This is a genomic window from Methylibium sp. T29-B, assembly GCF_000576225.1.
GTDB classification, from domain to species: Bacteria; Pseudomonadota; Gammaproteobacteria; order Burkholderiales; family Burkholderiaceae_C; genus Methylibium; species Methylibium petroleiphilum.
Window position 1 is genome coordinate 1 of record NZ_AZSN01000046.1, and the last position, 26,913, is coordinate 26,913.

Annotated in this window: 28 protein-coding genes, 1 other RNA gene and 1 pseudogene; 26 read left to right on the top strand and 4 right to left on the bottom strand. The window is 69.6% G+C overall.

Going from position 1 to position 26,913, the window contains the following annotated elements:
• Together msrP and Y694_RS09680 are read left to right on the top strand one after the other, a co-directional pair.
• Positions 1 to 849: protein-methionine-sulfoxide reductase catalytic subunit MsrP (gene msrP, locus Y694_RS09675; protein WP_036231889.1), on the top strand; the 849-nt coding region annotated here is incomplete at its 5' end.
• Between the two features lie 2 nt (positions 850 to 851).
• Positions 852 to 1,505: a sulfite oxidase heme-binding subunit YedZ gene (locus Y694_RS09680; RefSeq protein WP_011828037.1), complete on the top strand. Its 654-nt coding sequence runs from the start codon at positions 852 to 854 to the stop codon at positions 1,503 to 1,505.
• Between the two features lie 10 nt (positions 1,506 to 1,515).
• Here the strand turns inward: Y694_RS09680 and Y694_RS09685 are convergent, their stop codons facing one another.
• A complete protein-coding gene (locus Y694_RS09685; RefSeq protein ID WP_051495686.1) occupies positions 1,516 to 1,947 on the bottom strand; it encodes an acyl-CoA thioesterase in 432 nt (143 codons plus the stop codon).
• A 45-nt stretch (positions 1,948 to 1,992) separates the two neighbouring features.
• On the opposite strand from Y694_RS09685, the pseudogene Y694_RS09690 reads away from it, so the two are divergent.
• Positions 1,993 to 3,857, top strand: a pseudogene (locus Y694_RS09690) (ABCB family ABC transporter ATP-binding protein/permease).
• A 15-nt stretch (positions 3,858 to 3,872) separates the two neighbouring features.
• Here Y694_RS09690 and Y694_RS09695 read toward each other — a convergent pair.
• Positions 3,873 to 4,067: a hypothetical protein gene (locus Y694_RS09695; RefSeq protein WP_011828040.1), complete on the bottom strand. Its 195-nt coding sequence runs from the start codon at positions 4,065 to 4,067 to the stop codon at positions 3,873 to 3,875.
• Between the two features lie 318 nt (positions 4,068 to 4,385).
• On the opposite strand from Y694_RS09695, the gene Y694_RS09700 reads away from it, so the two are divergent.
• The 6 genes from Y694_RS09700 to Y694_RS09725 all read left to right on the top strand — a co-directional run bounded on the left by Y694_RS09700 (position 4,386) and on the right by Y694_RS09725 (position 9,352).
• Positions 4,386 to 4,946, top strand: coding sequence for a YaeQ family protein (locus Y694_RS09700; RefSeq protein ID WP_036231891.1), 561 nt, complete (start codon positions 4,386 to 4,388; stop codon positions 4,944 to 4,946).
• Positions 4,947 to 4,988: 42 nt separating this feature from the next.
• Entirely contained in the window at positions 4,989 to 5,960 is a 972-nt protein-coding gene (locus Y694_RS09705; RefSeq protein ID WP_011828042.1) for a LysR family transcriptional regulator, read from the top strand.
• 131 nt (positions 5,961 to 6,091) lie between these two features.
• Complete coding sequence (locus Y694_RS09710) at positions 6,092 to 6,985, top strand: amino acid ABC transporter substrate-binding protein (protein WP_011828043.1); 894 nt, start codon at positions 6,092 to 6,094, stop codon at positions 6,983 to 6,985.
• Positions 6,986 to 7,116: 131 nt separating this feature from the next.
• Positions 7,117 to 7,857: an amino acid ABC transporter permease gene (locus tag Y694_RS09715; protein WP_036231894.1), complete on the top strand. Its 741-nt coding sequence runs from the start codon at positions 7,117 to 7,119 to the stop codon at positions 7,855 to 7,857.
• A gap of 78 nt (positions 7,858 to 7,935) precedes the next feature.
• Positions 7,936 to 8,604, top strand: coding sequence for an amino acid ABC transporter permease (locus tag Y694_RS09720; RefSeq protein WP_011828045.1), 669 nt, complete (start codon positions 7,936 to 7,938; stop codon positions 8,602 to 8,604).
• 13 nt (positions 8,605 to 8,617) lie between these two features.
• On the top strand, positions 8,618 to 9,352 hold the full coding sequence (locus Y694_RS09725; RefSeq protein ID WP_011828046.1) for an amino acid ABC transporter ATP-binding protein: 735 nt from the start codon (positions 8,618 to 8,620) through the stop codon (positions 9,350 to 9,352).
• Between the two features lie 18 nt (positions 9,353 to 9,370).
• Here the strand turns inward: Y694_RS09725 and Y694_RS09730 are convergent, their stop codons facing one another.
• Positions 9,371 to 10,261 (bottom strand): DUF4394 domain-containing protein, encoded by an 891-nt coding sequence (locus Y694_RS09730; protein ID WP_036231895.1) that lies wholly within the window; start codon positions 10,259 to 10,261, stop codon positions 9,371 to 9,373.
• 159 nt (positions 10,262 to 10,420) lie between these two features.
• Between Y694_RS09730 and pyrC the strand changes: the two genes are divergently transcribed.
• From pyrC to Y694_RS22540, 3 genes are read left to right on the top strand one after another with little or no spacing between them, the layout of a single operon-like run.
• The gene (gene pyrC, locus Y694_RS09735; protein ID WP_036231896.1) at positions 10,421 to 11,467 is read left to right on the top strand and encodes a dihydroorotase; all 1,047 of its coding nucleotides are present in this window, start codon (positions 10,421 to 10,423) and stop codon (positions 11,465 to 11,467) included.
• 31 nt (positions 11,468 to 11,498) lie between these two features.
• Positions 11,499 to 11,813: a hypothetical protein gene (locus Y694_RS25715; protein WP_051495687.1), complete on the top strand. Its 315-nt coding sequence runs from the start codon at positions 11,499 to 11,501 to the stop codon at positions 11,811 to 11,813.
• Complete coding sequence (locus tag Y694_RS22540; RefSeq protein WP_051495688.1) at positions 11,750 to 12,253, top strand: NYN domain-containing protein; 504 nt, start codon at positions 11,750 to 11,752, stop codon at positions 12,251 to 12,253. The genes Y694_RS25715 and Y694_RS22540 overlap by 64 nt, the downstream gene beginning before the upstream one ends.
• A gap of 10 nt (positions 12,254 to 12,263) precedes the next feature.
• On the opposite strand, the gene cysK is transcribed toward Y694_RS22540, so the two are convergent.
• On the bottom strand, positions 12,264 to 13,184 hold the full coding sequence (cysK, locus tag Y694_RS09745; RefSeq protein ID WP_011828050.1) for a cysteine synthase A: 921 nt from the start codon (positions 13,182 to 13,184) through the stop codon (positions 12,264 to 12,266).
• Between the two features lie 57 nt (positions 13,185 to 13,241).
• Between cysK and rnpB the strand changes: the two genes are divergently transcribed.
• The 14 genes from rnpB to murF form a co-directional block, all read left to right on the top strand.
• An RNA gene (gene rnpB / locus Y694_RS22545) (RNase P RNA component class A) lies at positions 13,242 to 13,580 on the top strand.
• 51 nt (positions 13,581 to 13,631) lie between these two features.
• Positions 13,632 to 14,846, top strand: a complete 1,215-nt coding sequence (locus Y694_RS09750) for a multidrug effflux MFS transporter (RefSeq protein WP_036231897.1) — start codon at positions 13,632 to 13,634, stop codon at positions 14,844 to 14,846.
• A 75-nt stretch (positions 14,847 to 14,921) separates the two neighbouring features.
• Positions 14,922 to 15,392, top strand: a complete 471-nt coding sequence (locus Y694_RS09755; protein WP_036231898.1) for an SRPBCC family protein — start codon at positions 14,922 to 14,924, stop codon at positions 15,390 to 15,392.
• 16 nt (positions 15,393 to 15,408) lie between these two features.
• Entirely contained in the window at positions 15,409 to 16,314 is a 906-nt protein-coding gene (locus Y694_RS09760; protein ID WP_036231900.1) for a LysR family transcriptional regulator, read from the top strand.
• 128 nt (positions 16,315 to 16,442) lie between these two features.
• Positions 16,443 to 17,297 carry a class II aldolase/adducin family protein gene (locus Y694_RS09765; RefSeq protein ID WP_036231901.1) on the top strand — a complete coding sequence of 285 codons (855 nt, stop codon included), beginning with the start codon at positions 16,443 to 16,445 and terminating at the stop codon, positions 17,295 to 17,297.
• 121 nt (positions 17,298 to 17,418) lie between these two features.
• Positions 17,419 to 17,967: a TRAP transporter small permease gene (locus Y694_RS09770; protein ID WP_036231903.1), complete on the top strand. Its 549-nt coding sequence runs from the start codon at positions 17,419 to 17,421 to the stop codon at positions 17,965 to 17,967.
• A gap of 18 nt (positions 17,968 to 17,985) precedes the next feature.
• Positions 17,986 to 19,266: a TRAP transporter large permease subunit gene (locus Y694_RS09775; RefSeq protein ID WP_036231904.1), complete on the top strand. Its 1,281-nt coding sequence runs from the start codon at positions 17,986 to 17,988 to the stop codon at positions 19,264 to 19,266.
• A 98-nt stretch (positions 19,267 to 19,364) separates the two neighbouring features.
• Entirely contained in the window at positions 19,365 to 20,384 is a 1,020-nt protein-coding gene (locus Y694_RS09780; RefSeq protein WP_036231906.1) for a TRAP transporter substrate-binding protein, read from the top strand.
• 298 nt (positions 20,385 to 20,682) lie between these two features.
• On the top strand, positions 20,683 to 21,123 hold the full coding sequence (locus tag Y694_RS09785; RefSeq protein ID WP_011828053.1) for a division/cell wall cluster transcriptional repressor MraZ: 441 nt from the start codon (positions 20,683 to 20,685) through the stop codon (positions 21,121 to 21,123).
• A 5-nt stretch (positions 21,124 to 21,128) separates the two neighbouring features.
• On the top strand, positions 21,129 to 22,085 hold the full coding sequence (rsmH, locus tag Y694_RS09790) for a 16S rRNA (cytosine(1402)-N(4))-methyltransferase RsmH (RefSeq protein ID WP_011828054.1): 957 nt from the start codon (positions 21,129 to 21,131) through the stop codon (positions 22,083 to 22,085).
• Entirely contained in the window at positions 22,082 to 22,387 is a 306-nt protein-coding gene (ftsL, locus tag Y694_RS09795; protein WP_011828055.1) for a cell division protein FtsL, read from the top strand. Before rsmH ends, ftsL begins: the two co-directional genes overlap by 4 nt.
• A complete protein-coding gene (locus Y694_RS09800) occupies positions 22,384 to 24,207 on the top strand; it encodes a penicillin-binding protein 2 (protein ID WP_231497615.1) in 1,824 nt (607 codons plus the stop codon). The genes ftsL and Y694_RS09800 overlap by 4 nt, the downstream gene beginning before the upstream one ends.
• Positions 24,207 to 25,718, top strand: a complete 1,512-nt coding sequence (locus tag Y694_RS09805) for a UDP-N-acetylmuramoyl-L-alanyl-D-glutamate--2,6-diaminopimelate ligase (protein WP_036231908.1) — start codon at positions 24,207 to 24,209, stop codon at positions 25,716 to 25,718. Before Y694_RS09800 ends, Y694_RS09805 begins: the two co-directional genes overlap by 1 nt.
• A partial coding sequence (murF, locus tag Y694_RS09810; protein WP_036231911.1) for a UDP-N-acetylmuramoyl-tripeptide--D-alanyl-D-alanine ligase occupies positions 25,715 to 26,913 on the top strand: 1,199 nt, incomplete at its 3' end. The genes Y694_RS09805 and murF, both read left to right, overlap by 4 nt.

The following is a 26,913-nucleotide window of genomic DNA, read 5'->3' on the forward strand; positions in this document are numbered from 1 at the left end:
GACGCGCTGGCGCAGGCCCCCCGCGCCGGCAAGCTCGCGGCCCTGCCCGGCGCGCGCAGCGGCGTAGCCGGCGCCTCGACAGTCGAGAAGCCGACTGCCTACGCGGACGCCACCAGCTACAACAACTTCTACGAGTTCGGCACCGGCAAGGAAGACCCGGCGCGCAATGCCGGCAAGCTGCAGACGCGGCCCTGGACGGTGGCGATCGAGGGCGAGGTGAAGAAGCCGCAGACCCTCGGCATCGAGGACCTGCTCAAGCTCGCCCCGATGGAGGAGCGCATCTACCGACTGCGCTGCGTCGAGGGCTGGTCGATGGTGATTCCCTGGGTCGGCTACTCGCTGGCGGAACTGATCAAGCGCGTCGAGCCGACCGGCAACGCGAAGTTCATCGAGTTCGTGACCCTGGCCGACCCGAAGCAGATGCCCTTCGTCGGCTCGCGCGTGCTCGAGTGGCCCTACGTCGAAGGCCTGCGCCTCGATGAGGCCCTGCACCCGCTGACCCTGCTGGCCTTCGGCATGTACGGCGAGGTGCTGCCCAACCAGAACGGCGCGCCGGTGCGGCTGGTCGTGCCGTGGAAGTACGGGTTCAAGAGCGCCAAGTCCCTCGTCAAGATCCGCTTCGTCGAGCAGCAGCCGAAGACCGCCTGGTTCAAGGCGGCCTCGCACGAGTACGGCTTCTACTCGAACGTGAACCCCAAGGTCGACCACCCGCGCTGGAGCCAGGCCACCGAGCGCCGTATCGGTGAGGACGGCATCTTCCAGAAGAAGCGCCCGACGCAGATGTTCAACGGCTACGATGCGCAGGTCGGTCAGCTCTACGCGGGCCTCGATCTCGCCAAGAACTTTTGACGATGAGCGCCACGCTGCCGGCGCCCCGGGGTGCGCGCCGCAACGCATCGGTGCTGCTGCGGCCAGCCGCCAAGCCACTGCTGTTCGTGGCGAGCCTGCTGCCGCTCGCCTGGCTGCTCTACGGCGCCCTGGCCAACACGCTGGGCGCCAACCCGGCCGAGGCGCTGATCCGCGCCACCGGCGACTGGACGCTGCGCTTCCTCTGCCTCACGCTGGCCGTCACGCCGCTGCGGCAATGGACCGGCCAGCCGGCTTTGCTGCGCTTTCGGCGTATGCTGGGCCTGTTCACCTTCTTCTACGGCGTGCTGCACTTCCTCTGCTACGCTTGGCTGGACATGGGCTTCGATCTCGCCGAGATCACGCGCGACATCCCGAAGCGGCCGTTCGCGCTGGTCGGCTTCGCCGCCCTGCTACTGATGGCGCCGCTGGCGGCCACCTCGTTCAACCGCGCAATCCGGGCGCTGGGCGCGAAACGCTGGCAGGCGCTGCACCGGCTTGTCTACGCCGTGGCGCTGCTAGCGATCCTGCACTTCTTCTGGATGCGCTCGGCCAAGCACAACTATGCCGAGGTCGCGGTCTACGCGGCCATCCTCGCGGTGCTGCTGGGCTGGCGCCTGGTCGCGCACCTGCGGCGCCGGCCGGTCGCCGCAGGTTGACGGCGGAGGCTCAGCTGCGCGGGATCTCGCGCGGGCTGCCGTCCATGTTGATCGCCACGTAGGTCAGGTTGGCCTCGGTCACCTTGACCACCACCGGGTCCGCCGGGTTGCGTTCGGCGTAGACCACGACGTGCACCGTGACGGACGTGCGGCCGATGCGCTCGACGCGGGCGTAGAAGCTGAGCAGGTCACCGACCGACACCGGCTGCTTGAAAACGAACTGGTTGACCGCCACTGTGACAATGCGGCCACGCGCCACGCGGGCCGGCAGCACCGCGCCCGCCAGGTCGACCTGGGCCATGATCCAGCCGCCGAAGATGTCGCCGTTGGGGTTGGCGTCGGCCGGCATCGGCATGACCCGCAGCACGAGCACGAGGTCAGGATCGACCTGGGTGAGGTTGGCGCCCAGCAGGTTGGGCTGGTGGTGCGGGCTGTCGTTCATCGTGGGCTCGGCGGCTGAGGGCGGGTCTTGTGGAGATTGTGATTGATGCGTCGCGCTGAAACCCTGAGTCCGCCGCCGGCCGCTGCCGGCCCGGCTGCACCTGCTGCGGGCCCGGCCGCTGCGGCGCGCTCCGACTGGGCGACGCTCGCCCGGCTGCTGCCCTACCTGTGGGTCTACAAGTTCCGCGTGATCGCGGCGCTGGCCTGCCTGATCACGGCCAAGGTCGCCAACGTCGGCGTCCCGTTGCTGCTGAAGCAGTTGGTGGATGCGCTGTCCATCCCGCTGGGCGATCCGCGTGCCGCGCTGGTGGTGCCGGCGGGACTGCTGCTGGCCTACGGCGCGCTGCGGCTGTCGACCTCGCTGTTCACCGAGCTGCGCGAGCTGGTGTTCGCCAAGGCGACCGAGGGCGCCTCGCGCAGCATCTCGCTGCAGGTGTTCCAGCACCTGCACGCGCTGAGCCTGCGTTTCCACCTCGAGCGCCAGACCGGCGGCATGACGCGCGACATCGAGCGAGGCACGCGTGGCGTGCAGTCGCTGATCTCGTATTCCCTCTACAGCATCCTGCCCACGCTGGTCGAGGTCAGCCTCGTGCTCGGGCTGCTGGCGGTCAAGTTCGACGCGATGTTCGCGTGGATCACGCTGGCCGCGCTGGTGGTCTACATCGGGTTCACGGTGCTCGTGACCGAGTGGCGCACGAAGTTCCGCAAGACGATGAACGAGCTGGACTCGAGCTCGCATTCCAAGGCGATCGACTCGCTGCTGAACTACGAAACCGTCAAGTACTTCAACAACGAGGACTTCGAGGCGAAGCGCTACGACGAGAGCTCGATCGGCTGCGCCGGGCGAAGCTCAAGTCGCAGTCGACGCTGTCGCTGCTCAACACCGGCCAGCAGCTGCTGATCGCCATCGCGCTGATCGCGATGCTGTGGCGCGCCACGGAGGGCGTGGTGTCCGGACGCATGACGCTGGGCGACCTGGTGATGATCAACGCCTTCATGATCCAGCTCTACATCCCGCTCAATTTCCTGGGCGTGATCTACCGCGAGATCAAGCAGGCGCTGACCGACCTCGACAAGATGTTCGACCTGCTGGAGCGCGAGCGCGAGGTGCGCGACGCACCCGACGCTCAGGTCCTGCGCGCCGAGGCGCCGCCGGTCGTGCGCTTCGAGAACGTCGGATTCGCCTACGAAGCGGGGCGGCCCATCCTGCACGGCCTGAGCTTCGAGATCCCGGCCGGCCACACGATCGCGGTGGTCGGGCCGTCGGGTGCGGGCAAGAGCACGCTGGCGCGGCTGCTGTACCGCTTCTACGACGTGAGCGAGGGCCGCATCACGATCGCCGGCCACGACATCCGCCAGCTCACCCAGGCCAGCCTGCGCCGGGCCATCGGCATCGTGCCGCAGGACACCGTGCTGTTCAACGACACCGTGGCCTACAACATCGCCTACGGCCGACCCGGGGCGACCCAGGCCGAGATCGAGGCGGCGGCCCAGGCGGCTCGCATCCACGGTTTCATCGCATCGACCCCGAAAGGCTACGGCACGATGGTCGGCGAGCGTGGCCTGAAGCTGAGCGGCGGCGAGAAGCAGCGCGTGGCGATCGCGCGCACGCTGCTGAAGAATCCGCCGATCGTGATCTTCGACGAGGCCACCTCGGCGCTCGACTCGGCCAACGAGCGGGCGATCCAGGCCGAGCTGCAGACCGCGGCGCGCAACAAGACCGCACTGGTCATCGCGCACCGGCTGTCGACCGTGGTCGACGCCGATCAGATCCTGGTGATGGAGGCGGGCCGCATCGTCGAGCGCGGCACGCATGCGGAGCTGCTGGCCCGAGAAGGGCGCTATGCACAGATGTGGGCGCTGCAGCAGCAAGGCGGCGCCGAGGCGGCGGCCGACGTCGCCGCGTCCTGAGCCGCGGGGGGCCGTTCAGCCCGCGCTGGAGCCACCCGCGGGCGGGGTGCCGTCGACCGGTGGCGTGTCGTCCGCCGCTTCGCCGGCCTCGGGCTCGCCGCCTTCACCGGCACCCGAGCCGGTGGACTTGCGCTTGAGCTTCTCTTCCTTCTTGCGCTTCTTCGCCAGCTCGCGCTGGCGCTTCTCGTAGGAGTAGTTCGGGGTGGCCAATCAGCCTCCTGGGTGTCAGTGCCTGCATGGTAACCGGGCAGCCCGGCCTGCAGCAGCCGCGCCAGCAGCGCGCCCGGCGTCTCGCCGCCGGCCTCGGCGGCGGCATGGAGCGCCGCCACCAGCGGGGCTGGCAGCTTGGTGGCGAACGGCACCAGCCCGGCCGCCTGGTCCAGACGGCGCTGTTCACGCCGGTCGAGCGCCGGCAGGGCCGCCGCGCCGAAGCGCTGCGGTGTGCCAGACTGCGAGAGCCGCCCCAGGGTCTTCTTGGCCTTGTCCTTCTCCAGATCGAACTTCTTGCTCGGCATCGCGACACTCTCCATGGCTCTCAAATCAACGGTCTTCAAGGCCGAACTCCAGGTCGCCGACATGGACCGTGCCCACTATGGCACCCATGCGCTGACGCTGGCCCAGCACCCGTCGGAGAACGACGAGCGGATGATGGTGCGGCTGCTCGCCTACGCCTTGCATGCCGAAGGCGAGGATCAGGCGCCATTGTCCTTCGCCAACGCGATGACCGAGATGGACGAGCCCGATCTGTGGCGGCGCAGCCTGGTCGGCGACATCGAACTGTGGGTCGATGTCGGCCAGCCGGAAGAGAAATGGGTGCGCAAGGCCAGCCACCGTTCGCGCGAGGTGGTGCTGTACATCTACGGCCGCAACGGCAGCCTGTGGTGGGGGCAGAACCGCGGGCCGCTGGAGAAGCTGGCGAACCTGCGCGTTCGCCAGGTCCCGGCCGAGGCGAGCACGGCGCTCGCGCTGCTGGCCCGCCGCAGCATGCGGCTGCAGTGCACGGTGCAGGACGGGACGGTCTGGCTCGGCGATGGCGACGCGACCGTGGAGGTGGAGTTGGTGGAGCTGAAGGAAGCCGTGCTCCGTTGAACCGGCGCCGCGAAGCGCCGGGCGCTGGCTACACTGCGGCGCGTGGAGACCAAGTGGCTGGAAGACTTCGTGAGCCTGGCCGAGACGCGCAGCTTCTCGCGCTCGGCCCAACTGCGCCATGTCACCCAGCCGGCGTTCTCGCGCCGGATCCAGGCGCTGGAGGCCTGGGCCGGCACCGATCTGGTCGACCGCTCGTCCTACCCGACCCGCCTCACGCCGGCCGGCGAGAGCTTCCACGCCCAGGCCCTGGAGATCCTGGTGGCGCTGCAGGCCACCCGCAACCTGCTGCGCGGTCACCGGGCCGCGGGGCCGGACATGATCGAGTTCGCGGTGCCCCACACGCTGGCATTCGCCTTCTTTCCGCACTGGATCATGGAGCTCAACCGCGACCTGAAGCGCGAATCCGGTGCGCTGAAGAGCCGCCTGATCGCACTCAATGTGCACGATGCGGTGCTGCGCCTGACCGAGGGCAGCTGCGACCTGCTGATCGCCTACCACCACCCGGCGCAGCCGCTGCAGCTCAACACCGACCGCTACGAGATGCTGACGCTCGGCGAGGAGTCGCTGCGCGCCTACGCCAAGGCCGGGCCGGACGGCGAGCCGCTGTTCCGCCTGCCCGGACGTGAGCGCGAGCGGGTGCCCTTCCTGGGCTATGCCAGCGGCGCCTACCTCGGGCAGCTGGTGGACCTGATCATCAAGCAGACCCCGCTGCCGGTGCTGCTCGACCCGATCTACGAGACCGACATGGCCGAGGGCCTGAAGGCGATGGCGCTCGAGGGGCATGGCCTGGCCTTCCTGCCGGCCAGTTCGGTGCGCAAGGAGCTGAAGACGCGCAAGCTGGTGCCGGCCGCGCCGTCGGGCAGCTTCGAACTCAGCATGGAGGTGCGCATCTACCGCGAGCGCCCCGAGGTCGCGAAGCACGTCAAGCCGGGCGTCCGGGCGCTGTGGGCACACCTGTTGCAGGCCGGCGCCGGGCCGCTGTCGGCCGGCGCGGCGCCGCGGGCAGCGGCCTGAGCCGCACGGGGTATGGCACGAACCCTGCTCGCGTTCCGGGGCGATGCACCTGTGGCGACCCCGTATGGCCTGCACGCCGAGCCTCCTGTAGATTTTTGCTCTTCCGTTACCGATCCCCACAAGGAGTCTTCATGAAGAAATCGCTCTTGATCCTCGTGACCGCGCTGGCCGCCACCGGCCTCGCCCAGGCCGAGGACACCCTGAAGAAGGTCAAGGACTCCGGCGCCATCACCCTCGGTGTGCGCGAGTCCTCCGGTGTCCTGTCGTACACGCTGGGTGGTGCCAAGTACGTCGGCTACCACGTGGCGATCTGCGAGAAGGCGGTCGAGGACATCGAGAAGGCGGTCGGCCGCAAGCTCAAGGTCAACTACCAGCCGGTGACATCGCAGAACCGCATCCCGCTGGTGCAGAACGGCACCGTCGACCTAGAGTGCGGCTCGACCACCAACAACGCCACCCGCCAGAAGGACGTGGCCTTCGCCAACACCACCTTCGTCGAGGAAGTGCGGATGGCGGTCAAGACCAGCTCGGGCATCAAGTCGATCGCCGACCTGCAGGGCAAGACGGTGGCCACGACCACCGGAACGACCTCGGTGCAGACGCTGCGCAAGAACAAGCGGGCCGAGAACATGGAGTTCAAGGAAGTGTTCGGCAAGGACCACTCCGACAGCTTCCTGCTGGTCGACAGTGGCCGCGCCGACGTGTTCGTGATGGACGGCAGCCTGCTGGCCGGGCTGATCGCGCGCAGCAAGAATCCGGCGGACTTCAAGATCGTCGGCGAGGTGCTGTCGGTCGAGCCGATCGCGATCATGATGCGCAAGGACGACGAGGCGCTGCTGAAGCTGGTCAACGCCACGATCGCCGGCATGGTGAAGTCGGGCGAGATCAACGCGCTCTACGACAAGTGGTTCATGCAGCCGACGCCGCCCACCGGCGCGAAAGTCGGCCTGCCGATGAGCGACACCCTCAAGGACACGCTGAAGCACCCCAACAACAAGCCGATGGAAGACTACGCGAAGAAGTGATCCAGGCAGGCCGGGCCGGGGCAGCAGCATTGCCCCGGCTTGAGTCGGGCGCGCGATAAGGGTACAACCCAACCGCGCCGCTCCGTCGGGCGCAGCAAGCGCGCTCGCACACCCCAGGAAAGGGAGGCCTCGTGGCCACATGGGACTGGCAGGTGTTCTGCAAGAACACCCTCGATGGCGAGGTCATCCCCCGCTGCTTCGGCAGCGGCGGCGACATCACCTATCTCGACTGGATGATCTCGGCCTGGGGCTGGACGCTGTCGGTGGCCCTGCTGGCGCTGCTGGTCGCGCTGGTGGTCGGCTCGCTGGTCGGCATCCTGCGCACGCTGCCCGACAAGCGGCTGGTGTTCCTGGGCAATGCATGGACCGAGATCTTCCGCAACGTCCCGCTGCTGGTCCAGGTGTTCCTCTGGTACCACGTGATCCCGTCGCTCTTCACCAGCCTGCGCAGCGTGCCCAGCTTCGTGCTGGTGGTGTTTGCGCTGGGCTTCTTCACCTCGGCGCGCATTGCCGAGCAGGTCAAGGCGGGCATCCAGAGCCTGCCGCGCGGCCAGAGCTACGCCGGCCTCGCGATGGGCCTCACGCTGGGCCAGACCTACCGCCATGTGCTGCTGCCGATGGCGTTCCGCATCGTCATTCCGCCGCTCACCAGCGAGTCGATGAACATCATCAAGAACTCGTCGGTCGCGTTCGCGGTGAGCATCGCCGAGCTGACGATGTTCGCGATGCAGGCGCAGGAGGAAACCTCGCGCGGGGTCGAGGTCTACCTGGCGGTGACGGCGCTGTACTTCATCTCGGCCTTCGCCATCAACCGCATCATGCTGGTCGTCGAGGAACGCCTGCGCGTGCCCGGCATGGCGGGAGGCAAATGATGAACCTCCACGTCCCTTTGCTCCTTCCCCCCAAGGGGGCTCGGCCTGCCCTTGGGGCGGCCCGGCGGGAGGCCTGAGATGCTGAACCTCGATTTTTCCTTCCTGAACTGGGACGTCGTCTCCGGCTTCGTCCTCAAGGGCCTGGTCTTCTCGGTGCAGCTCACGCTGATCGCGATGGTCGGTGGCATCGTGCTGGGCACCCTGCTGGCGCTGATGCGGCTGTCGGGCAAGAAGTGGCTGGTGGTCCCGGCGGCGTTCTACGTGAACACGCTGCGTTCCATCCCGCTGGTGATGGTGATCCTGTGGTTCTTCCTGCTGATCCCGCTGCTGATCGGGCGGCCGATGGGCGCCGAGCTGTCGGCCATCATCACCTTCACGGTGTTCGAGGCGGCCTACTACTCCGAGATCATGCGCGCCGGCATCCAGAGCGTGCCCAAGGGCCAGGTCTATGCCGGCTACGCGGTCGGCATGACCTACTCGCAGAGCATGCAGCTGATCGTGCTGCCGCAGGCCTTCCGCAACATGCTGCCGGTGCTGATGACGCAGACCATCATCCTGTTCCAGGACACCTCGCTGGTCTACGCGATCGGCGCCTACGACCTGCTCAAGGGCTTCGAGGTCGCCGGCAAGAACTTCAACCGTCCGGTCGAGACCTACCTGGTCGCCGCCGTCGTCTACTTCGTGATCTGCTTCAGCCTGAGCATGCTCGTGCGCCGGCTGCAGAAGAAGATCGCCATCATCCGCTGATCAGGAGAGCGCCGTGATCGACATCAAGAACATCAGCAAGTGGTACGGCAGCTTCCAGGTGCTGACCGACTGCACCACCAACGTCAAGAAGGGCGAGGTGGTGGTGGTGTGCGGGCCCTCGGGCTCCGGCAAGAGCACGCTGATCAAGACCGTGAACGCGCTCGAACCGTTCCAGAAGGGCGACATCGTCGTCGACGGCATCAGCATCGCCGACCCGAAGACCGACCTGCCCAAGCTGCGCTCCCGCGTCGGCATGGTGTTCCAGCACTTCGAGCTGTTCCCGCACCTGAGCGTCACCGAGAACCTGACCCTCGCGCAGATCAAGGTGCTCAAGCGCAACCCCGACGAGGCCAAGAAGCGCGGCCTGAAGATGCTCGAGCGCGTGGGCCTGATCGCTCACAAGGACAAGTTCCCCGGCCAGCTCTCGGGTGGCCAGCAGCAGCGCGTGGCCATCGCCCGCGCGCTGAGCATGGACCCGATCGTGATGCTGTTCGACGAGCCGACCTCGGCGCTCGACCCCGAGATGGTGGGCGAGGTGCTCGACGTGATGGTGCAGCTGGCCAACGAGGGCATGACCATGATGTGCGTGACCCACGAGATGGGCTTCGCGCGCAAGGTCAGCCACCGTGTGATCTTCATGGACCAGGGCAAGATCTGCGAGGACTGCAAGAAGGAAGACTTCTTCGGCGATCCCTCGGCCCGCTCCCCGCGCGCGCGCGACTTCCTGTCGAAGATCCTGCAGCACTGAAGCCGGGCGCCCCGCGGCTCAGGGCTCGATCGCGATCCCGACCACCGGCTGGCCACCGGCGATGCGGCCGATGGCCGTGGCGGCGCCCGTGGCGAGGTCGATCCGCACCCAGCGCGACACCTGGCCGTCGTGGTCGGTGAGGGCGGCATAGGCGGTGTTGTTCACGTCGCCGATGTCGAAGCTGGCGCGCTCGAAGGCGCCGGCGTTCAGCGGGCCCACCGTCCGCAACCGGCCGGTGTTCGGCGACACCGCGGGCTGCACGCCCTCGCGGCTGCCCTGCGTGATCAGCACGCCCAGGCGGGCGTCGATCGCGAAGTTGGTGGTGAGCTTCTCGTCCTGCTGGTTGTAGGTGTAGCCGGCGGCCACCACGGCCGGCGTGCGGCCGGCGTTGACGTCGGCGGCGTCGTAGGCGAGCGGGCCGTCGATCTGTGTGCCCTCGGTCTTCGGGTCGGCGTCGACGATGGCCCCGGTGTCCGGGTGCAGCCGCAGGTTCTGGCCGGTGTCGCTGACGATGCGCAGGCGGTCCACCGTCGGGTTGAAGTCGACGCCGAACTCGCTGCCCTGCAAGGCGATGGCCAGCGGCGAGCCGACCGGCGTGGCGGCGGCGCTGGCCGTGTCGATGCGGTACAGCCGGCCGCTGCTGCCCAGCGCGAACAGTTGCCCGCGGGCGACGCGGTAGTCGAGGCCGAGCACCCGCTCGCCGGGCTGCAGGCCGGTGAGGGTGCGCCGGTCGAGCAGCTTCTGCGGCTGGCCGGCGTTGAAGCGCAGCAAGCGCTGCTCGGCATCGACCGCGACGATGGTTTCCTTGGCCGGCGGGCCGAGCGGTTCGTCGGTGGAGGGCGCCATGACGGCACAGCCAGCCGCCGCGAGCGTGGCCAGCACGCCGGCGGCGAGGAAGGTTCGGGTCATCCAGGGTCTCCGGTGAAGGTTCGTGGGCAGGGGCCTGACGGCCCGGTCGCGGATGCTGCCGGGCCGGCCGCGGTCGTGATCGCCGGAACAGCGCAACGCTTCCCGGCCAGTTCGGGCGCTGCCGCGGGGCCGTCGCGCGTGCAGGCGACAATCCAGCGCATGAGTTCTGCTGCCCCGGACATCCTGACCCTGAGTCGGCCCGACGACTGGCACCTGCACGTGCGCGATGGCGCCGCGCTGGCGGCCGTCGTGCCGCACACCGCGCGCCAGTTCGGCCGCGCGATCATCATGCCCAATCTCAAGCCGCCGGTCACCACCGCGGCCCAGGCGCTGGCCTACCGCGAGCGCATCCTCGCGGCTGTGCCCGCGGGCCTGGCGTTCGAGCCGCTGATGACGCTCTATCTGACCGACAACATGCCGCCCGAGGAGATCGGCCGCGCGAAGGCGGCCGGCGTCGCGGCCGTCAAGCTCTACCCGGCGGGCGCCACCACCAACAGCGATGCCGGCGTGACCGACCTGCGCAAGACTCAGGCCACGCTCGATGCGATGCAGCGCGAGGGCCTGCCGCTGCTGGTGCACGGCGAGGTCACCGACGCCGAGATCGACCTGTTCGACCGCGAGGCGGTGTTCATCGACCGCCAGCTGATCCCGCTGCGGCGCGACTTCCCGGCCCTGAAGATCGTGTTCGAGCACATCACCACCCGCGAGGCCGCGCAGTACGTGGCCGAAGCCGGGCCGCACACCGCGGCCACGATCACCGCCCACCACCTGCTCTACAACCGCAACGCGATCTTCACCGGCGGCATCCGGCCGCACTACTACTGCCTGCCGGTGCTCAAGCGCGAGCTGCATCGCGAGGCGCTGGTGGCCGCCGCCACCTCGGGCAGCGACCGCTATTTCCTCGGTACCGACAGCGCACCGCATCCGGCCCACCTGAAAGAGCACGCCAGCGGCTGTGCCGGCTGCTACACCGCGTTCAGTGCGCTGGAGCTGTATGCCGAGGCCTTCGACGCCGCCGGCGCGCTGGATCGGCTGGAAGGCTTCGCCAGCGTCCACGGTCCGGCCTTCTACGGCCTGCCGCGCAACGCCGGCACGGTGACGCTGCGTCGGCAGGCCTGGACGCCACCCGAGACGCTGCCGTTCGGCGAAGCGACGCTCAAGCCGCTGCGCGGCGGCGAGTCGCTGGCCTGGCGGCAGGTCGAGTGAAGAACGCCGCATCCGCGGCCCAGGAGACGCCATGACGACCCCGACGATCCGCACCGCGCTGCTGATCGATGCCGACAATGTGAAGGTCGAGCTGGTCGCCGAGGTCATCGAGCGACTGCAGGCGGCCGGCCGCGTGCTGCAACATCGCCGCGCCTACGGCAGCGTGCAGAAGGCGACCGAGTTCGCGGCGCTGTCGCAGGATCACGCGATCCGTTTCTGCCCAGCACCTTCGCCGGCCCCAACGCGACCGATCTCGCGCTGGCCATCGACGCGGTCGAGCTGGTGCTGCGCCAGCCGGCGGACGAGGTGGTGCTGGTGTCCTCGGACCGCGACTTCGCGCCGCTGATCGTGCGCCTGCGCGAGCTGGGCTGCCGCGTCGTCGGCTACGGCCAGCACGGCAAGACGGCCCAGGACGTGGAGCGCGACTACCTGCGCGTCTACGATGAATTCCATGTCCTCGGCGCGGCCCGGCCGGCTGCGCGCGGTACCGCTTCGAAGGCGGTGGCGAAGCCGCGGGTGGCGAAATCCACTGCCCGTCCCGCGAAACCCGCCGTCGTGGTGCCCCCCGCGCCGCCGGCGTTCCCGGCCGAGGTCGAGGCCGTGCTGGACGCCTGCCCCGACCTGCGCCAAGGCCGGGCCATGCGGCTCAACGCCGCCGGCAAGGCGTTGCACGACAGCGGCGTGCTGAAGAAGAACGGCCGGCCGTCGGCGCTGTTCAAGCGACTCGAGCCGCACTTCGAGATGCTGCCGGCCGATAAGCCGGAGCAGGTCCGGCTGCGGTCCTAGCCGCGAGCCCTCACTCGGCCGGCAGGAAGCCCTCGATCGACAGATAGCGCTCGCCGGTGTCGTAGTTGAATCCCAGCACACGGCTGCCGGCCGGCAGCTCGGGCAACTTCTGGGCGATCGCCGCCAGCGTGGCCCCGGACGAGATGCCCACCAGCAGGCCTTCGTCACGTGCCGAACGCCGCGCCATCTCGCGGGCCGCTTCCGCCTCGACCTGGATCACGCCGTCGAGCAGCGCGGTGTGCAGGTTGGTCGGCACGAAGCCGGCGCCGATGCCCTGGATCGGGTGCGGAGACGGCTTGCCGCCCGAGATGACCGGGGAGGCGCTCGGCTCCACCGCGAACACCTTGAGCTGCGGCCACTGCGCCTTCAGAACCTGCGCGCAGCCGGTGATGTGCCCGCCGGTGCCCACGCCGGTGATCAACGCGTCCAGGCCCTGCGGGAAGTCGGCCAGGATCTCCTGCGCCGTGGTGCGCACGTGCACGTCGATGTTGGCCGGGTTGTCGAACTGCTGCGGCATCCACGAACCGGGTGTCGCGGCGATCAGTTCCTGGGCCTTGGCGATCGCGCCCTTCATGCCCTGCTCGCGCGGCGTCAGCACGAAGCTCGCGCCGTAGGCCAGCATCAGGCGGCGGCGCTCCACGCTCATGCTGTCGGGCATCACCAGCACCAGCCGGTAGCCCTTGACCGCGGCCACCATCGCCAGGCCGACGCCGGTGTTGCCCGAGGTCGGCTCGATGATCGTGCCGCCGCTGCGCAGCCGGCCGTCGCGTTCGGCCGCCTCGACCATCGACAGCGCGATGCGGTCCTTGATCGAGCCGCCGGGGTTGCTGCGCTCGGACTTGATCCACACCTCGTGCCCTGCGCCGAACAACCGCTGCATGCGGATGTGCGGGGTGCTGCCGATGGTGTCGAGGACGGTGTTGGCTTTCATGGGGTCTCCTCAGCGTTGGGCGGACGGTGCTCGCGGCTGCAACGATAATCCATCGGTGAAGTGGGCCAGACCGCCGCTGGCACACCGGCCGAAAGGCCGTGCTGGAGGAAGGTCCGGACTGCACAGGGCAGCGCAGCAGCCAACGGCTGTCCACCGCAAGGTGAGGATCAGAGCAACAGAGACGAGTCCGGGCGGCGTAGCCGTCCGGGGTGAAACGGGCAATCTCTGCGCGCAGCAACACCAAATAGGCCAGCGTCGATGTGGCTCCGCGGAGCTGGCGGGTAGGTGGCACCGAGCCGTTCCCGCGAGGGGCGGCCCAGAGGAATGGCGGTCACGGCCGCGACGCCGCAAGGCGCCGCGGCCGCACAGAATCCGGCCTATCGGCCCGCTTCACACTTATTCGTTCGACGCGCCGCGCTCCGGTACGGCGCGGCCACACTGGACCCGATGAACCCCGACGCCCAAACGCTCTGGCGCGCGCCCCTGTGGGCCCTGTCCGTGCTGCTTGCCTGCCTGGCCATGCTCGGGCCGTTCGCGATCGACACCTACCTGCCGGCCTTCACCGGCATCGCGGCATCGGTCGACGCGACGCCGCTGCAGATGCAGCAGACGCTGTCGATCTACCTGATCGGCTTCGCGGTGATGAGCCTGTTCCACGGCGCGCTGTCCGACAGCTTCGGTCGCCGGCCGGTGGTGCTGTGGGGCGTGGCGGTGTTCGCGGTCGCCTCGGCCGGCTGCGCGCTGTCGCAGACCATCGGCCAGCTGGTGTTCTTCCGGCTGCTGCAGGGCCTGTCCACCGGGGCCGGCATCGTGGTGTCGCGCGCGGTGATCCGCGACATGTTCCCGCCGGCCGACGCGCAGCGCGTGATGTCGCAGGTCACGATCTTCTTCGGCGCCGCGCCGGCCATCGCGCCCATCATCGGCGGGCTGCTGTTCGTGCACGCCGGCTGGCATGCGATCTTCTGGTTCCTCACCGCCGTGGGCGTGGCGCTGTGGATCGCCAACTGGAAGCTGCTGCCCGAGACGCTGCACCTCGGCGCGCGGCAGCCGTTCAAGGTGCGCCACCTGCTGCGCGGCTACTGGCAGATGGGCAGCAGCGGGCGCTTCGTGCTGCTTGCGCTGGCCAGCGGCATTCCGTTCAACGGCATGTTCCTCTACGTGCTGTCGGCGCCGGTGTTCGTGGGCGAGCACCTGGGCCTGGCGCCGCAGCAGTTCTTCTGGTTCTTCCTGTTCACCATCGGCGGCATCATGGGCGGCGCCTGGTGGAGCGGGCGGCTGGCCGGCAAGCTGCCGCCGCAGCGCCAGATCCGCCGCGGCTTCCGCGTCATGGTCGCGGTGTCGATCGTCAACGTGATCGCCAACGCACTGATGCCGGCCCAGGCCTGGTGGGCGCTGCCGCTGATCGGCGTGTTCTCGTTCGGCTGGGCGCTGATGGTGCCGGTGGTCACGCTGATGGTCCTCGACCTGGTGCCCGAGCGGCGCGGCATGGCCTCGTCGATGCAGTCCTGCCTCGCGGCCAGCGCGAATGCGCTGGTGGCCGGGCTGCTGGCGCCGCTGGTGATGCACTCGACGCTGCTGCTGGCGCTGGCGTCGATGGGGCTGATGAGCATCGGGCTCGCATCCTGGCTGTGGGTCAGGTCGCGGCTGCCCACCGTGGCTTGACCCGCCCCGGTGCGACGGGGCACGGCTTGCTCGCCGCAGGCATCATGCAGACCTGACTGTCTCGGCTCTCCCGCCATGCGCTACGAACACCTGCTCCAAGTCACCGACCCTGCCGACCCGCGGGTGCCGCCGATGAGCCGTGCCGAGCTGTGGCGCGGCCTGCTGGTGCGCGTCGAATCGCCGCAGCAGTTCCCCCTCGGCCCCGACCGTTGCGAGGCTCGCGCCGGGGCCCACGCGCGCGAACGCCGGCGCAGCGTCCACTTCGGCGCACTGCGCTTCGAGGACACGGTGCAGCTCGAACCCGAGCAGCGCATCGTCTTCACGCCCGAGCCGCACGAGGGCGCCGCGCCGGTCCGGCTCACCGTGACGATCGAGGAGCCGGCGCCCGGCGCGCTGTTCCTGCGCTTCGTCTACGAGACCGACGACGCGGGGTCCGCCGAGGAGAAGGCGCTGCAGGGCTACCGGCAGCAGGCCTGGCTGGAGCTCGACCGCGACATGCTGCGCACGCTGCGCGAATGGCAGGCGCAGGGCCGGCTGGCCGGGTGACGAGAGGCGGCGTCGGATGAAGGACAACCGCCTGCTGGAGATGCGCGTGTTCCGCGCAGTGGCCGACGCGGGCGGCTTCACCGCCGCGGCCAACCTGCTGGGCGTGAGCCAGCCCTTCGTGAGCCAGACGCTCACCGCGCTGGAGCGCCGGCTCGGCGTGCAGCTGCTCCACCGCTCCACGCGCACCCAGCGTCTTACCAGCGAGGGCGAGGCCTTCCTCGCCTCGTGCCGCCGCCTGCTCGACGAGATCGACTTCGCCGAGTCGGCGGTGCGCTCGCCCGAGCCGACCGGCGAGCTGCGCGTGACCGCGCCGCGCGCCTTCGGCATCGACCAGATCGTGCCGCAGCTGCCGGCCTTCATGGCGGCCTACCCGCGCATCGCGGTCCACCTGTCGATGTCGGACGCTCTCGCCAATCTGATCGAGGAGAACTTCGACATCGCGGTGCGGATGGGCCGGCTGCAGGACTCCTCGCTGCTGAGCCGCCGGCTGTGCAAGCTGCAGCGCGTGGTGGTGGCCTCGCCGGCCTACATCGAGCGCCACGGCGCGCCAGTCACGCCGCTGGGCCTGGGGCGCCACAACTGCCTGCTGTGGCAGGGCCCGATGGATCACCTGAACCGCTGGCCGTTCGTGGTGAACGGCGTGCCCCAGGAGGTGCCGGTGCAGGGCAGCTTCCGCAGCAGCGACGGCACCGCGCTGTTCGAGATGTGCGTGGCCGGCGTCGGTGTGATGCGGCTGGCCGAGCACCTGGCGCTGCCGGCCATCCGGCGCGGCGTGCTGGTGCCGCTGCTGGCCGACTACCAGGCCACCGACGACACAGCGATCCACGTCGTGTTCCTGCCCGAGCGCCGCTTGGTGCCGCGCATCCGGGCCTTCGTCGACCACCTGTGCGAGGTGTTCGCGACGCCGCCCTGGGGGGACTGACCCCCGCCAGCCCGCCGATCTATTGCGGGCGGCGATAGGTTTTATCGGCGCCACGCTCTTGGTCGTCCATTCGACCTCTCTTAGCCTTGCATCAACCTTTGGTGCCACCCGTTGACGTAAGGAAAATCATGCAAGAGACGATCGAACGGACCGAGACCCGGCCGCAGCAGGCCACGACGGCGAAGCCGCGCGTCTCGATCTACCAGCCGACCCAGGAAGGCCTGATCTTCCCGGAGCTGCCGATCTTCGAGACCCACGCGAAGGAACGCCAGCACCGCAAGGAGCGCTTGGCCGCGGCCTGCCGCGCCTTCGCGCTGCAGGGCTTCGACTACGGCTTCGCCGGCCACCTGACGATCCGCGACCCCGAGTTCCCCGAGCTGTACTGGACGAACCCGATGTGCGTGCATTTCTCCAACGTCAAGGTCAGCAACCTGATCCTGGTCGACCACAAGGGCAAGGTGGTCGAGGGCACCCATGCGGTGAACCGTGCCGGCTTCGTGCTGCACGCCGCGGTGCACGAGGCGCACCCCGAGATCCTGGCGATGTGCCACGCGCACACGGTCTACGGCACCGCCTTCGCGTCGCTGGGTCGCGACCTCGAGCCGATCACCCAGGACGCCTGTGCGTTCTTCGAGGATCACCGCGTCATCCGCAGCGAGGCCGGCCAGGTAGCGGTCGAGGAGCGTGCCGGCCTGACCGTGGCCGACTACTTCAAGGGCGTCAAGGCGGTGGTCCACCAGAACCACGGCCTGTTCTCCAGCAGCACCCACAGCATCGACTCGGCGTGCTTCTGGTTCATCGCGCTGGAACGCTGCTGCCGCCAGCAGCTGCTGGTCGACGCCAGCGGACACAAGCCGGTGCCGGTGACCGAGCAGCGTGCGCGCTACAGCCGCGAGCACGTCGGCAGCGACTACATCGGGTGGCTGCACTTCCAGACCATCTACGACCAGTTGGTCTGCCACCAGCCGGACCTGTTCGACTGATCTGTCCCGACGACCCAGGACGGACAGGCTACGGCGGCACCGGTTGCGGTGCCGCCGCGACCGTCGTCCGCGCGGCGCCACGAGCGCCGCGCCGGAGCGGCGGCCCAGAAGGAGACAAGAGATGCAAGGAATCGTCGAGGCCTATTTCCGGCTGCTGAAGATCGTCACGGTGCTCTGCCTGGCGGTCATGGTGGTGCTGGTGTTCGGCAACGTGGTGCTGCGCTACGGCTTCAACTCGGGCATCACCGTGTCCGAGGAAGTCTCGCGGCTGCTGTTCGTCTACCTAACCTTCCTGGGAGCGATCGTCGCGGTGCGCGAGCGGCTGCACCTGGGCTTCGACGCGCTGGTGCGCTCGCTGCCGCCGACCGCGCAGCGCGCCTGCGCGATCCTGGCCCACCTGCTGATGCTGCTGGCGACGGGCGTGTTCCTGATCGGCAGCTGGCAGCAGGCGGTCATCAACCTGGGCGTCAGGACGCCGGTGACCGGCGTGTCGATGGCGCTGTACTACGGCGTGGGCGTGGTGTTCTGCGTGTCGGTCGCGTTGATGCTGCTGGTCGACCTGGCCCGCCTGGTGTCGGGCCGCGTGTCGGCGCAGGACCTGGTCACCCTGAACGACTCGGCCGAGGCGGCGGTGTTGCCGCCGGCCGAGAAGTCGACTGCCGTCGCCTGAGCCCGCGGAGCAAGCGACATGACGATTTCCATCTTCCTCGGTTCCCTGCTCGGCTCGATGGCGCTGGGCGTGCCGATCGCATTCGCGCTGCTGGTCTGCGGCCTGGCGCTGATGTGGCACATGGACCTGCTCGACGCGCAGATCCTGGCGCAGAACGTGATCAACGGCGCCGACAGCTTCCCGTTGCTGGCGGTGCCCTTCTTCATGCTCGCAGGCGAGATCATGAACGTCGGTGGCCTGTCGCGCCGCATCGTGACACTGGCGCTCACGCTGGTCGGACACCTGCGCGGCGGCCTGGGCTTCGTGACCATCCTCGCGGCCTGCCTGATGGCGGCGCTGTCGGGCTCGGCGGTGGCGGACACCGCCGCACTCGCCGCGCTGCTGCTGCCGATGATGGTGCGCGCCGGCCACGACAAGGCGCGTGCCGGTGGCCTCATCGCCTCGGCGGGCATCATCGCGCCGGTCATCCCGCCTTCGATCGGCTTCGTGGTGTTCGGCGTGGCCGCCAATGTCTCGATCGGCAAGCTGTTCCTGGCCGGCATCGTGCCGGGCCTGATGATGGGCATCGCGATCGCGAGCACCTGGTATCTGGTGGCGCGCCGCGAGGGCAGCGCACCGCCACCCAAGGCGAGCGCCGCGCAGCGCTGGACCGCGCTGCGCGAGTCGACCTGGGCGCTGATGCTGCCGGTGATCGTGCTGGTGGGCCTGAAGATGGGCGTGTTCACGCCCACCGAGGCCGCGGTGGTGGCCGCCGTCTACGCGCTGTTCGTGGCCACGGTGGTGTACCGCGAGCTCGACATCCGCCAGCTCTACGACGTGTTCCTGGCGGCCGCGAAGACCACTTCGGTGATCATGTTCCTGGTGGCCGCCGCCATGGTCTCGGCCTGGCTGATCACCGTGGCCGACCTGCCGGGCCAGTTGATCGAGCTGCTCGGTCCGCTGACCGACAGCCCGACGCTGCTGCTGCTGGTGATCATGGTGATGCTGATCGCGATCGGCACCGCGATGGACATGACGCCGACCATCCTGATCATGGCGCCGATGCTGATGCCGGTGGTCAAGGCGGCCGGCATCGACCCGGTCTACTTCGGCGTGCTGTTCATCATGAACGCTGCGATCGGCCTGATCACGCCGCCGGTGGGCACGGTGTTGAACGTGGTGGCCGGCGTCGGACGCATGCGCATGGACGAGGTCGCCCGCGGCGTGCTGCCCTTCATGGCGGCGCAGTTCGTGGTGCTGCTCCTGCTGGTGCTGTTCCCCTCGATCGTCACCGTCCCGGCGCGCTGGCTCGCCGGCTGAGCGCGGCGAGCCATCTCTCCCGTTCCGATGCGCGCCCCGGGCGCGCGCTCACCCAGGCCGTCTCCGGGCGGCCACCCTTTCCCCTAGGAGACATCAAGATGAAGCGAATCTTCAAGCACCTGCTGCTCGGGCTGGTCGCGGCGCCGGCGCTCGCACTGACGGGCCTGCAGGCCCAGGCGGCCGACATCAAGGAGCGTAACCTGCGCTTCTCGTTCGTGCAGCCCAAGGAAAGCCACATGGGCTATGGCGCGCAGAAGTTCGCCGACATCGTCGCCAAGAAGAGCGACGGCAAGATGAAGGTGAAGCTGTTCCCGAACGGCATGCTCGGCGGCGACCTGCAGACCGTTTCGGCGCTGCAGGGCGGCACGCTCGACCTGACCACGTTGCCCCCGGGCCTGCTGGTGGGCCTGAACAAGGAGTTCGGCGCCTTCGACCTGCCCTTCCTGTTCGACAGTTTCGCCGAGGCCGACGCGGTGCTCGACGGCCCGGTGGGCAAGAAGTTCATGGAGCGCCTGCCGAGCGGCCTGGTGGGCCTGGCCTACTGGGACCACGGCTTCCGCAACGTTTCCAACAACCGCCGAGCCATCGCCAAGGCCGAGGACTTCCAGGGCCTGAAGCTGCGCGCGCTGCAGGCCCCGCTGATGCTGGAGACCTTCAACGCGCTCGGCTCCAACGCGGTGCCGATGGCCTTCACCGAGCTCTACGCCGCGCTGGAGTCGCGCGCTGTCGACGGCCAGGACAACCCGGTGGTGGCTTTCCAGACCAACAAGTTCGACGAGGTCCAGAAGCACCTCTCGCTGACGCGCCACGTCTACAACCCGCTGGTCGTGCTGTTCAGCCAGAAGGCCTGGGATCAGTTCTCGGCCGACGAGCGCAAGGTCCTGCTCGAGGCCGCCAACGAGGCCCGCGTCGAGCAGCGCAAGGTCTCGCGCGAGATGGAGACCAAGGCGCTGGAGCAGGTTCGCAAGAACGGCGTCACCGTGACCGAGATCTCCGCGCAGGAGCGCGCGCGCATGCGCGAGAAGGTCAAGCCGGTGACCGACAAGTACGTCAAGGAGATCGGCGAGGACGTTGTCAAGACGGTCTATGCCGAGATCGACCGGGTGCGGGTGAAGTAGTAGGCCCGCCGCCGCCGTTGCCGGCGGCGCGCGGTCCGGGCCGGTCCAGAACGCCGCGGAGCTTCGCTCCGCGGCGTTCTTTCATTTCAAGGCAAGCTGGCACCCCCCAGTTAGCAAGCGAGTTCATCTTTCACTTCCAGAGGGCTCCGCAAGTCCTTCTTTTAGAACGACATTTTCTTTTTTGTGCATCAGAAATCACGCCTAAGTGCTTGATTTCATTGAGATTTCCTTACATCTCTGGTTGACCCGCCCGAGGGGGTCCGCTAAAGTGGAGCAAAGTGCACTTTAGTGGGATTTCGTGGCAGAAATAGTCTTTCAGGGGGCTTCGGCGCTCGCGCTCGACGCAAAGGGGCGGCTGGCCGTCCCGGCGCGCCACCGCGATGTGCTGGGCGCGCTGGCCCAGGGCCGGCTCACGCTCACGAAGCATCCGGTCGGCTGCCTGCTGGTGTTTCCACGCCCGGCGTGGGAGGGCTTTCGCGACAAGGTCGCGGCGCTGCCGCTGCGCGCCGAGGGCTGGAAGCGCATCTTCCTCGGCAACGCGATGGACGTCGAGATCGACGCCAGCTCGCGCGTGCTGGTCTCGCCCGAACTGCGCCAGGCAGCGGGTCTGGTCAAGGACGTGATGCTGCTCGGCATGGGCAGCCATTTTGAACTCTGGGACGTCCAGCGCTACCAGGCCCACGAGGCCGAGGTGATGCAGCAGGGGCTGCCCGAGAGCCTGGGCGACTTCTCGTTCTGACGGCGATGAACCAGGGAGTCGGGCCTTGGCAGCACACCACCGTCCTGCTGCACGAGGCGGTCGATGCGCTCGTGCACTCGCCGGACGGCTACTACGTCGACGGCACCTACGGCCGCGGCGGGCACTCGCGGCTGATCCTGTCGAAGCTGTCCGCGGCGGGCCGCCTGCTGGCGATCGACCGCGACCCCGACGCGGTGGCGCACGCCACCTCGGGCGCGGCGCGGGTCACGGACCCGCGCTTCCACATCGAGCACGCGCCCTACAGCGAGCTGCCGGCGCTGCTGGCGGCGCGTGGCGTGTCACGCATTGACGGCCTGCTGCTGGACATCGGTGTGAGCTCGCCGCAGATCGACAACCCGGAGCGCGGCTTCAGCTTCCGCGCCAGCGGTCCGCTGGACATGCGCATGGACCCGACGCGTGGCGAGAGCGCGGCCGACTACCTGGCGCGCGCCGACGAACGCGAGATCGCGGCGGTGATCCGCGACTACGGCGAGGAGCGCTTCGCGACCGCGATCGCCCGTGCGCTGGTGGCGCGCCGCCTGGCCGGCCGTCCGGTACGCACCACCGAGGAACTCGCGGAGCTGGTGGCGCAGGCGGTCAAGACCCGCGAGCCCGGGCAGAACCCGGCCACCCGCACCTTCCAGGCGCTGCGCATCTTCGTCAACGCCGAGCTGACGCAGCTCGAACAAGGCCTGGCGGCGGCACTCCAATGCCTGAAGCCGGGCGGCCGGCTGGTCGTGATCAGCTTCCACTCGCTCGAGGACCGCATCGTCAAGACCTTCATCGCGAGTCACAGCAAGGCGGTGGTCGACCGCCGGGCGCCGTTCGCGCCGCCGGCGCCGATGCGGCTGCGCGCGCTGGCGCGCCTGAAGCCCGGCGCCGACGAGGTGGCAGCCAATCCGCGCGCGCGCTCGGCCATCCTGCGTGTGGCCGAACGGACCGACGTGGGGATCGCCGCATGACACGCCTCAACATCGTGGTGCTGATCGCGCTGGTGTGCAGCTCGCTCTACCTCGTCAAGGTGTCCTACGAGTCGCGCCGTCTGTTCGCCGAACTCGATCGCGCGCAGGCCCAGGCGCTCAAGCTCGAGAGCGAGCACGACCGGCTGCTGGTCGATGCGCGTGCGCAGTCCACGCCGCTGCGTGTCGAGAAGGTCGCGCGCGAGCGCCTCGGCATGCGCAGCGCCACACCGGCGGTCACCGAGTACGTGGTGGTGCCGGTGGCCGCTGCGCCGGCGCCTGATGTCGCGGAGCTGCGCCGATGAGCGCTTGGCGCGAATGGCTGGGCCGCCTCGGCCGGGGCGGTTCCCGCCGGCCCGGTGCACGCGCCGCCAGCGGTGCCGTGAGCGCGCGCAGCGTGCGCTACGCGAGCAGTCCGCTGCTGGCGTCGAAGACGCCGCCGTGGCGCTCCAAGTTCCTGGTCGCTCTGGTCGGTGCCGGCTTCCTGCTGCTGCTCGGCCGCGCGGTCTACGTGCAGGTGATCGGCACCGAGTTCTACCAGCAGCAGGGCGCGAGCCGCTACGCGCACAAGCTCGAGCTGCCGGCCAACCGCGGCCGCATCACCGACCGCGGTGGCGAACTGCTCGCCTCCAGCGTGGAGGCACCGACGCTGTGGGCCATCCCGCGCGACGTCACCGCCACCTCTGCCGAGAAGCGCCAGCTCGCCAAGTTGCTCGGCATGTCGGTCGGCGATCTGGAGAAGCGCCTGGCGGACAACCCGAACTTCGTCTATCTGCGCCGTCAGGTCGACGACTCGGTGGCGCTGCAGGTGCGCGCACTCAACCTCAAGGGCGTGCACCAGCTCACCGAGTACAAGCGGCGCTACCCGGCGGGCGAGGCGGCGGCCCACGTGGTGGGCTTCACCAACGTCGAGGACCGGGGGCAGGAGGGCATCGAACTCGCCTTCCAGTCCGACCTGGCCGGCCGCGACGGCAGTCGCCGCGTCATCAAGGACCGTCGCGGCCGCGTGGTCGAGGACATCGGCGAGCGCGTGCCACCGGTCGACGGTCGCGACATCGAGCTCGCGATCGACACCAAGGTGCAGTTCTTCGCCTACCAGCGCATCCGTGACGCGGTGGCCGAGCACAAGGCCAAGGCCGGCAGCGTGGTGGTGCTCGACGTGCAGAGCGGCGAGGTGCTGGCGCTGGCCAACTACCCGAGCTACACGCCGGGTGACCGCCGCAACCTCAGCGGAGCGCAGCTGCGCAACCGGGCGCTGACCGATACCTTCGAGCCCGGCTCGACCATGAAGCCCTTCATCATCGGCGAGGCACTGCAGGCCGGACGCGTGTCGCCCTCGACGGTGATCGACACCGCACCCGGCCGCATGAGCGTCACCGGCAGCACCATCAGCGACGCCCACCCGCACGGCGCGCTCACCGTCGAGCAGGTGATCCAGAAATCGAGCAACGTCGGCACCGTGAAGATCTCCCAGCTGCTCTCCGAGCGGGAGATGTGGGAGACCTTCAGCGCCATCGGCCTGGGCCAGAAGCCGCAGATCGACTTCCCCGGCGCCGTCACCGGCCGGCTGCGTCCCTACAAGACCTGGCGGCCGATCGAGAAGGCGACCATGAGCTATGGCTACGGCCTGTCGGCCAGCCTGTTCCAGCTCGCGCGCGCCTACACCGTGTTCGCGCGCGACGGGGAGCTCATCCCGGTCAGCATCACCCGCGCGCAGCAGCCCGGCGCCGGCGTGCGCGTGTTCTCGCCCGAGGTCGCGCGCGATGTGCGCCACATGCTGCAGATGGCGGCGGGCCCCGGCGGCACCGGCCCCAAGGCGCAGACCATCGGCTACTCGGTCGGCGGCAAGTCCGGCACCGCGCACAAGCAGGAAGGCAAGGGCTACGCCGACAAGAAGTACCGTGCCTGGTTCGTCGGCCTGGCGCCGATCGACAAGCCGCGCATCGTGGTCGCGGTGATGGTCGACGAGCCGAACGCCGGCAAGTACTTCGGCGGCGAGGTCGCCGCACCGGTGTTCAGCGAGGTGGTGCAGAAGACGCTGCATGCGATGGGTGTTTCGCCCGATCTCGACGTCAAGCCGCAGATCGTGGCGCGCCACGAGGACGCCGTGGAGGAGAGCTTCTGATGCTCACCGCGTTGCGTTCACCCGCCGCCGCGGCCCGCTGGCTCCAGGAATGGACCACCGGCACGCTGCGCACCGACAGCCGCCTGGTGCAGCGCGGCGATGCCTTCATTGCCTGGCCCGGCCATGCCACCGATGGCCGCCGCTTCGTGAAGGCCGCGCTGGCCGCCGGTGCGGCGACCTGCCTGGTCGAGGCCGAGGGGGTGGACGCCCACGGCTTCGACGACGCACGCATCGGCGCGCTGCCCGGGCTCAAGGCCGCCACCGGGGCGATTGCCGACGCCTACTTCGGCCAGCCGTCGCAGCAGCTGCGGGTGGTGGCCACCACCGGCACCAACGGCAAGACCTCCACCGCGTGGTGGACCGCGCAGGCGCTGAGCCTGCTGGGCCGGCGCTGCGGCGTGGTCGGCACGCTCGGCATCGGCGAGCCGCCGCTGCCCGGCCGCGAGACGCACATCGACTTCACCGGCCTCACCACGCCCGACCCGGTCACGCTGCACGGCGGGCTGCGCCGCATGGCCGACGCCGGCTTCGAGGCCTGCGCGATCGAGGCCTCGTCGATCGGCATCGTCGAGCACCGGCTCGCGGCACTGCGCATCGAGGTGGCGCTGTTCACCAACTTCACCCGCGACCACCTCGACTACCACGGCAGCATGGACGCCTACTGGGCCGCCAAGCGCGTGCTGTTCGGCTGGCCCGGGCTGAAGGCCGCTGCGGTCAACCTCGACGATGCCCAGGGCGCCGAACTGGCACGCAGCCTGGCCGGCCACGTGCCCGAACTCTGGACCTATTCGCTCGAGCGCGACGACGTGCGGCTGCGCGCGCGCAACCTCGGCTATGTCGACGGCGGGCTCGCGTTCACGCTCTACGAGGGTGGCACTGCCCTGCCGGTGCGCAGCCGCCTGATCGGCGACTACAACGCCGCCAACCTGCTGGCCGTGATCGGCGGCCTGCGCGCGCTGGGCGTACCGCTGGCCGACGCGGTGCGCGTGGTGCCGCAGCTCACGCCGGTGCCGGGCCGCATGCAGAAGGTGGACGGCGACGCGGGCGTCGCCCCGCAGCCGGAGGTGGTGGTCGACTACGCGCACACCCCCGACGCGCTGGAGAAGGCGCTCGGTGCGCTGCGTCCGCTGGCCGCGGCGCGCGGCGGCCGGTTGCTGTGCGTGTTCGGCTGCGGCGGCAACCGCGACGCCAGCAAGCGCCCGCTGATGGCCGCGGTCGCCGAGCGACTGGCCGACTGCGTGATCGCGACCAGCGACAACCCGCGCGACGAGGCGCCGGCGGCGATCCTGGCCGATGTCGCCGCAGGCTTCGCGGCGCCGGCCGCCGTCGAGGTGATCGAAGACCGCCGCGCGGCGATCGCCCGCGCGATCGGCAGCGCCGAGGCCCGCGACGTGCTGCTGATCGCCGGCAAGGGCCACGAGGACTACCAGGAGATCGCCGGCGTCAAGCAGCCGTTCTCCGATGTGGCCGAGGCGCGGCAGGCGCTTGCGGCGCGCGGGTTGGCGTCATGAGCGTGATGATGGACTTGCGGCTGGCGCATGCGCTGCTGCCGGGCTCGACGCTCGTCGGCGACCCGGCCACGCCGCTGTTGCGCGTGCACAGCGATACCCGCACGCTGCGCGCCGGTGACCTGTTCGTTGCGCTCAAGGGCGAGCGCTTCGACGCGCACGACTTCCTGCCGCAGGCGCGTGCCGCCGGCGCAGTGGCGGCGATCGCCGAGCACGGCCTCGCCGAGGCCGGCCTGGCCGGGCTGCACGTGGCCGACAGCCGCGCCGCGCTCGGCACGCTGGGCGCGAACTGGCGCGCCCGCATGAGCCTGCCGCTGATCGCCGTGACCGGCAGCAACGGCAAGACCACCGTGACGCAGATGATCGCGAGCATCCTGCGCGCCTGGGTCGGCGACGCGGCATTCGCGACCGAGGGCAACTTCAACAACGACATCGGCGTGCCGCTCACGCTGCTGCGGTTGCGCCAGGACCCCGACACCTGGCACCGCGCGGCGGTCGTCGAGCTGGGCATGAACCACGTCGGCGAGATCGCCCAGCTCGCGCGCATGGCCACGCCGACGGTCGCGCTGGTCAACAACGCCCAGCGCGAGCACCAGGAATTCATGGCCAGCGTCGAGGCGGTGGCCCGCGAGAACGGAGCGGTGATCGAGGCGCTGGGCGCCAACGGCACGGCGGTCTTCCCGTCCGACGACGCGCATGCCGCGGTATGGCAGGCGCTGGCCGGCACGCGGCCGACGTTGACGTTCTCGCTCGAAGGTCCGTCCGACCTGGTGGCCGAGGCGGTGTGGAGTGGCGACCATTGGGCTGCGGTCCTGCACACGCCGGCCGGCGCCACCGCGATCCGCCTGCGCGTGGCCGGCTGGCACAACGTGAAGAACGCGCTCGCCGCGACCGCCTGCGCCCTGGCGGCGGGCTGCCCGCTGGAGGCGGTGGCGCGTGGCCTCGAGGCCTTCGAGCCGGTGAAGGGCCGCTCGCAGGTCAAGGCCCTGCAGCGCGGCGGCCGCGCGGTGACGCTGGTGGACGACAGCTACAACGCCAACCCCGACTCGGTGCGCGCGGCGATCGACGTGCTGGCCACGCTGCCCGGCCCGCGCTGGCTGGTGCTGGGCGACATGGGCGAGGTCGGCGACCAGGGCCCGGCCTTCCACGCCGAGGTCGGCCGCTATGCGGCCGCTTGCGGCATCGACGCGCTGTGGAC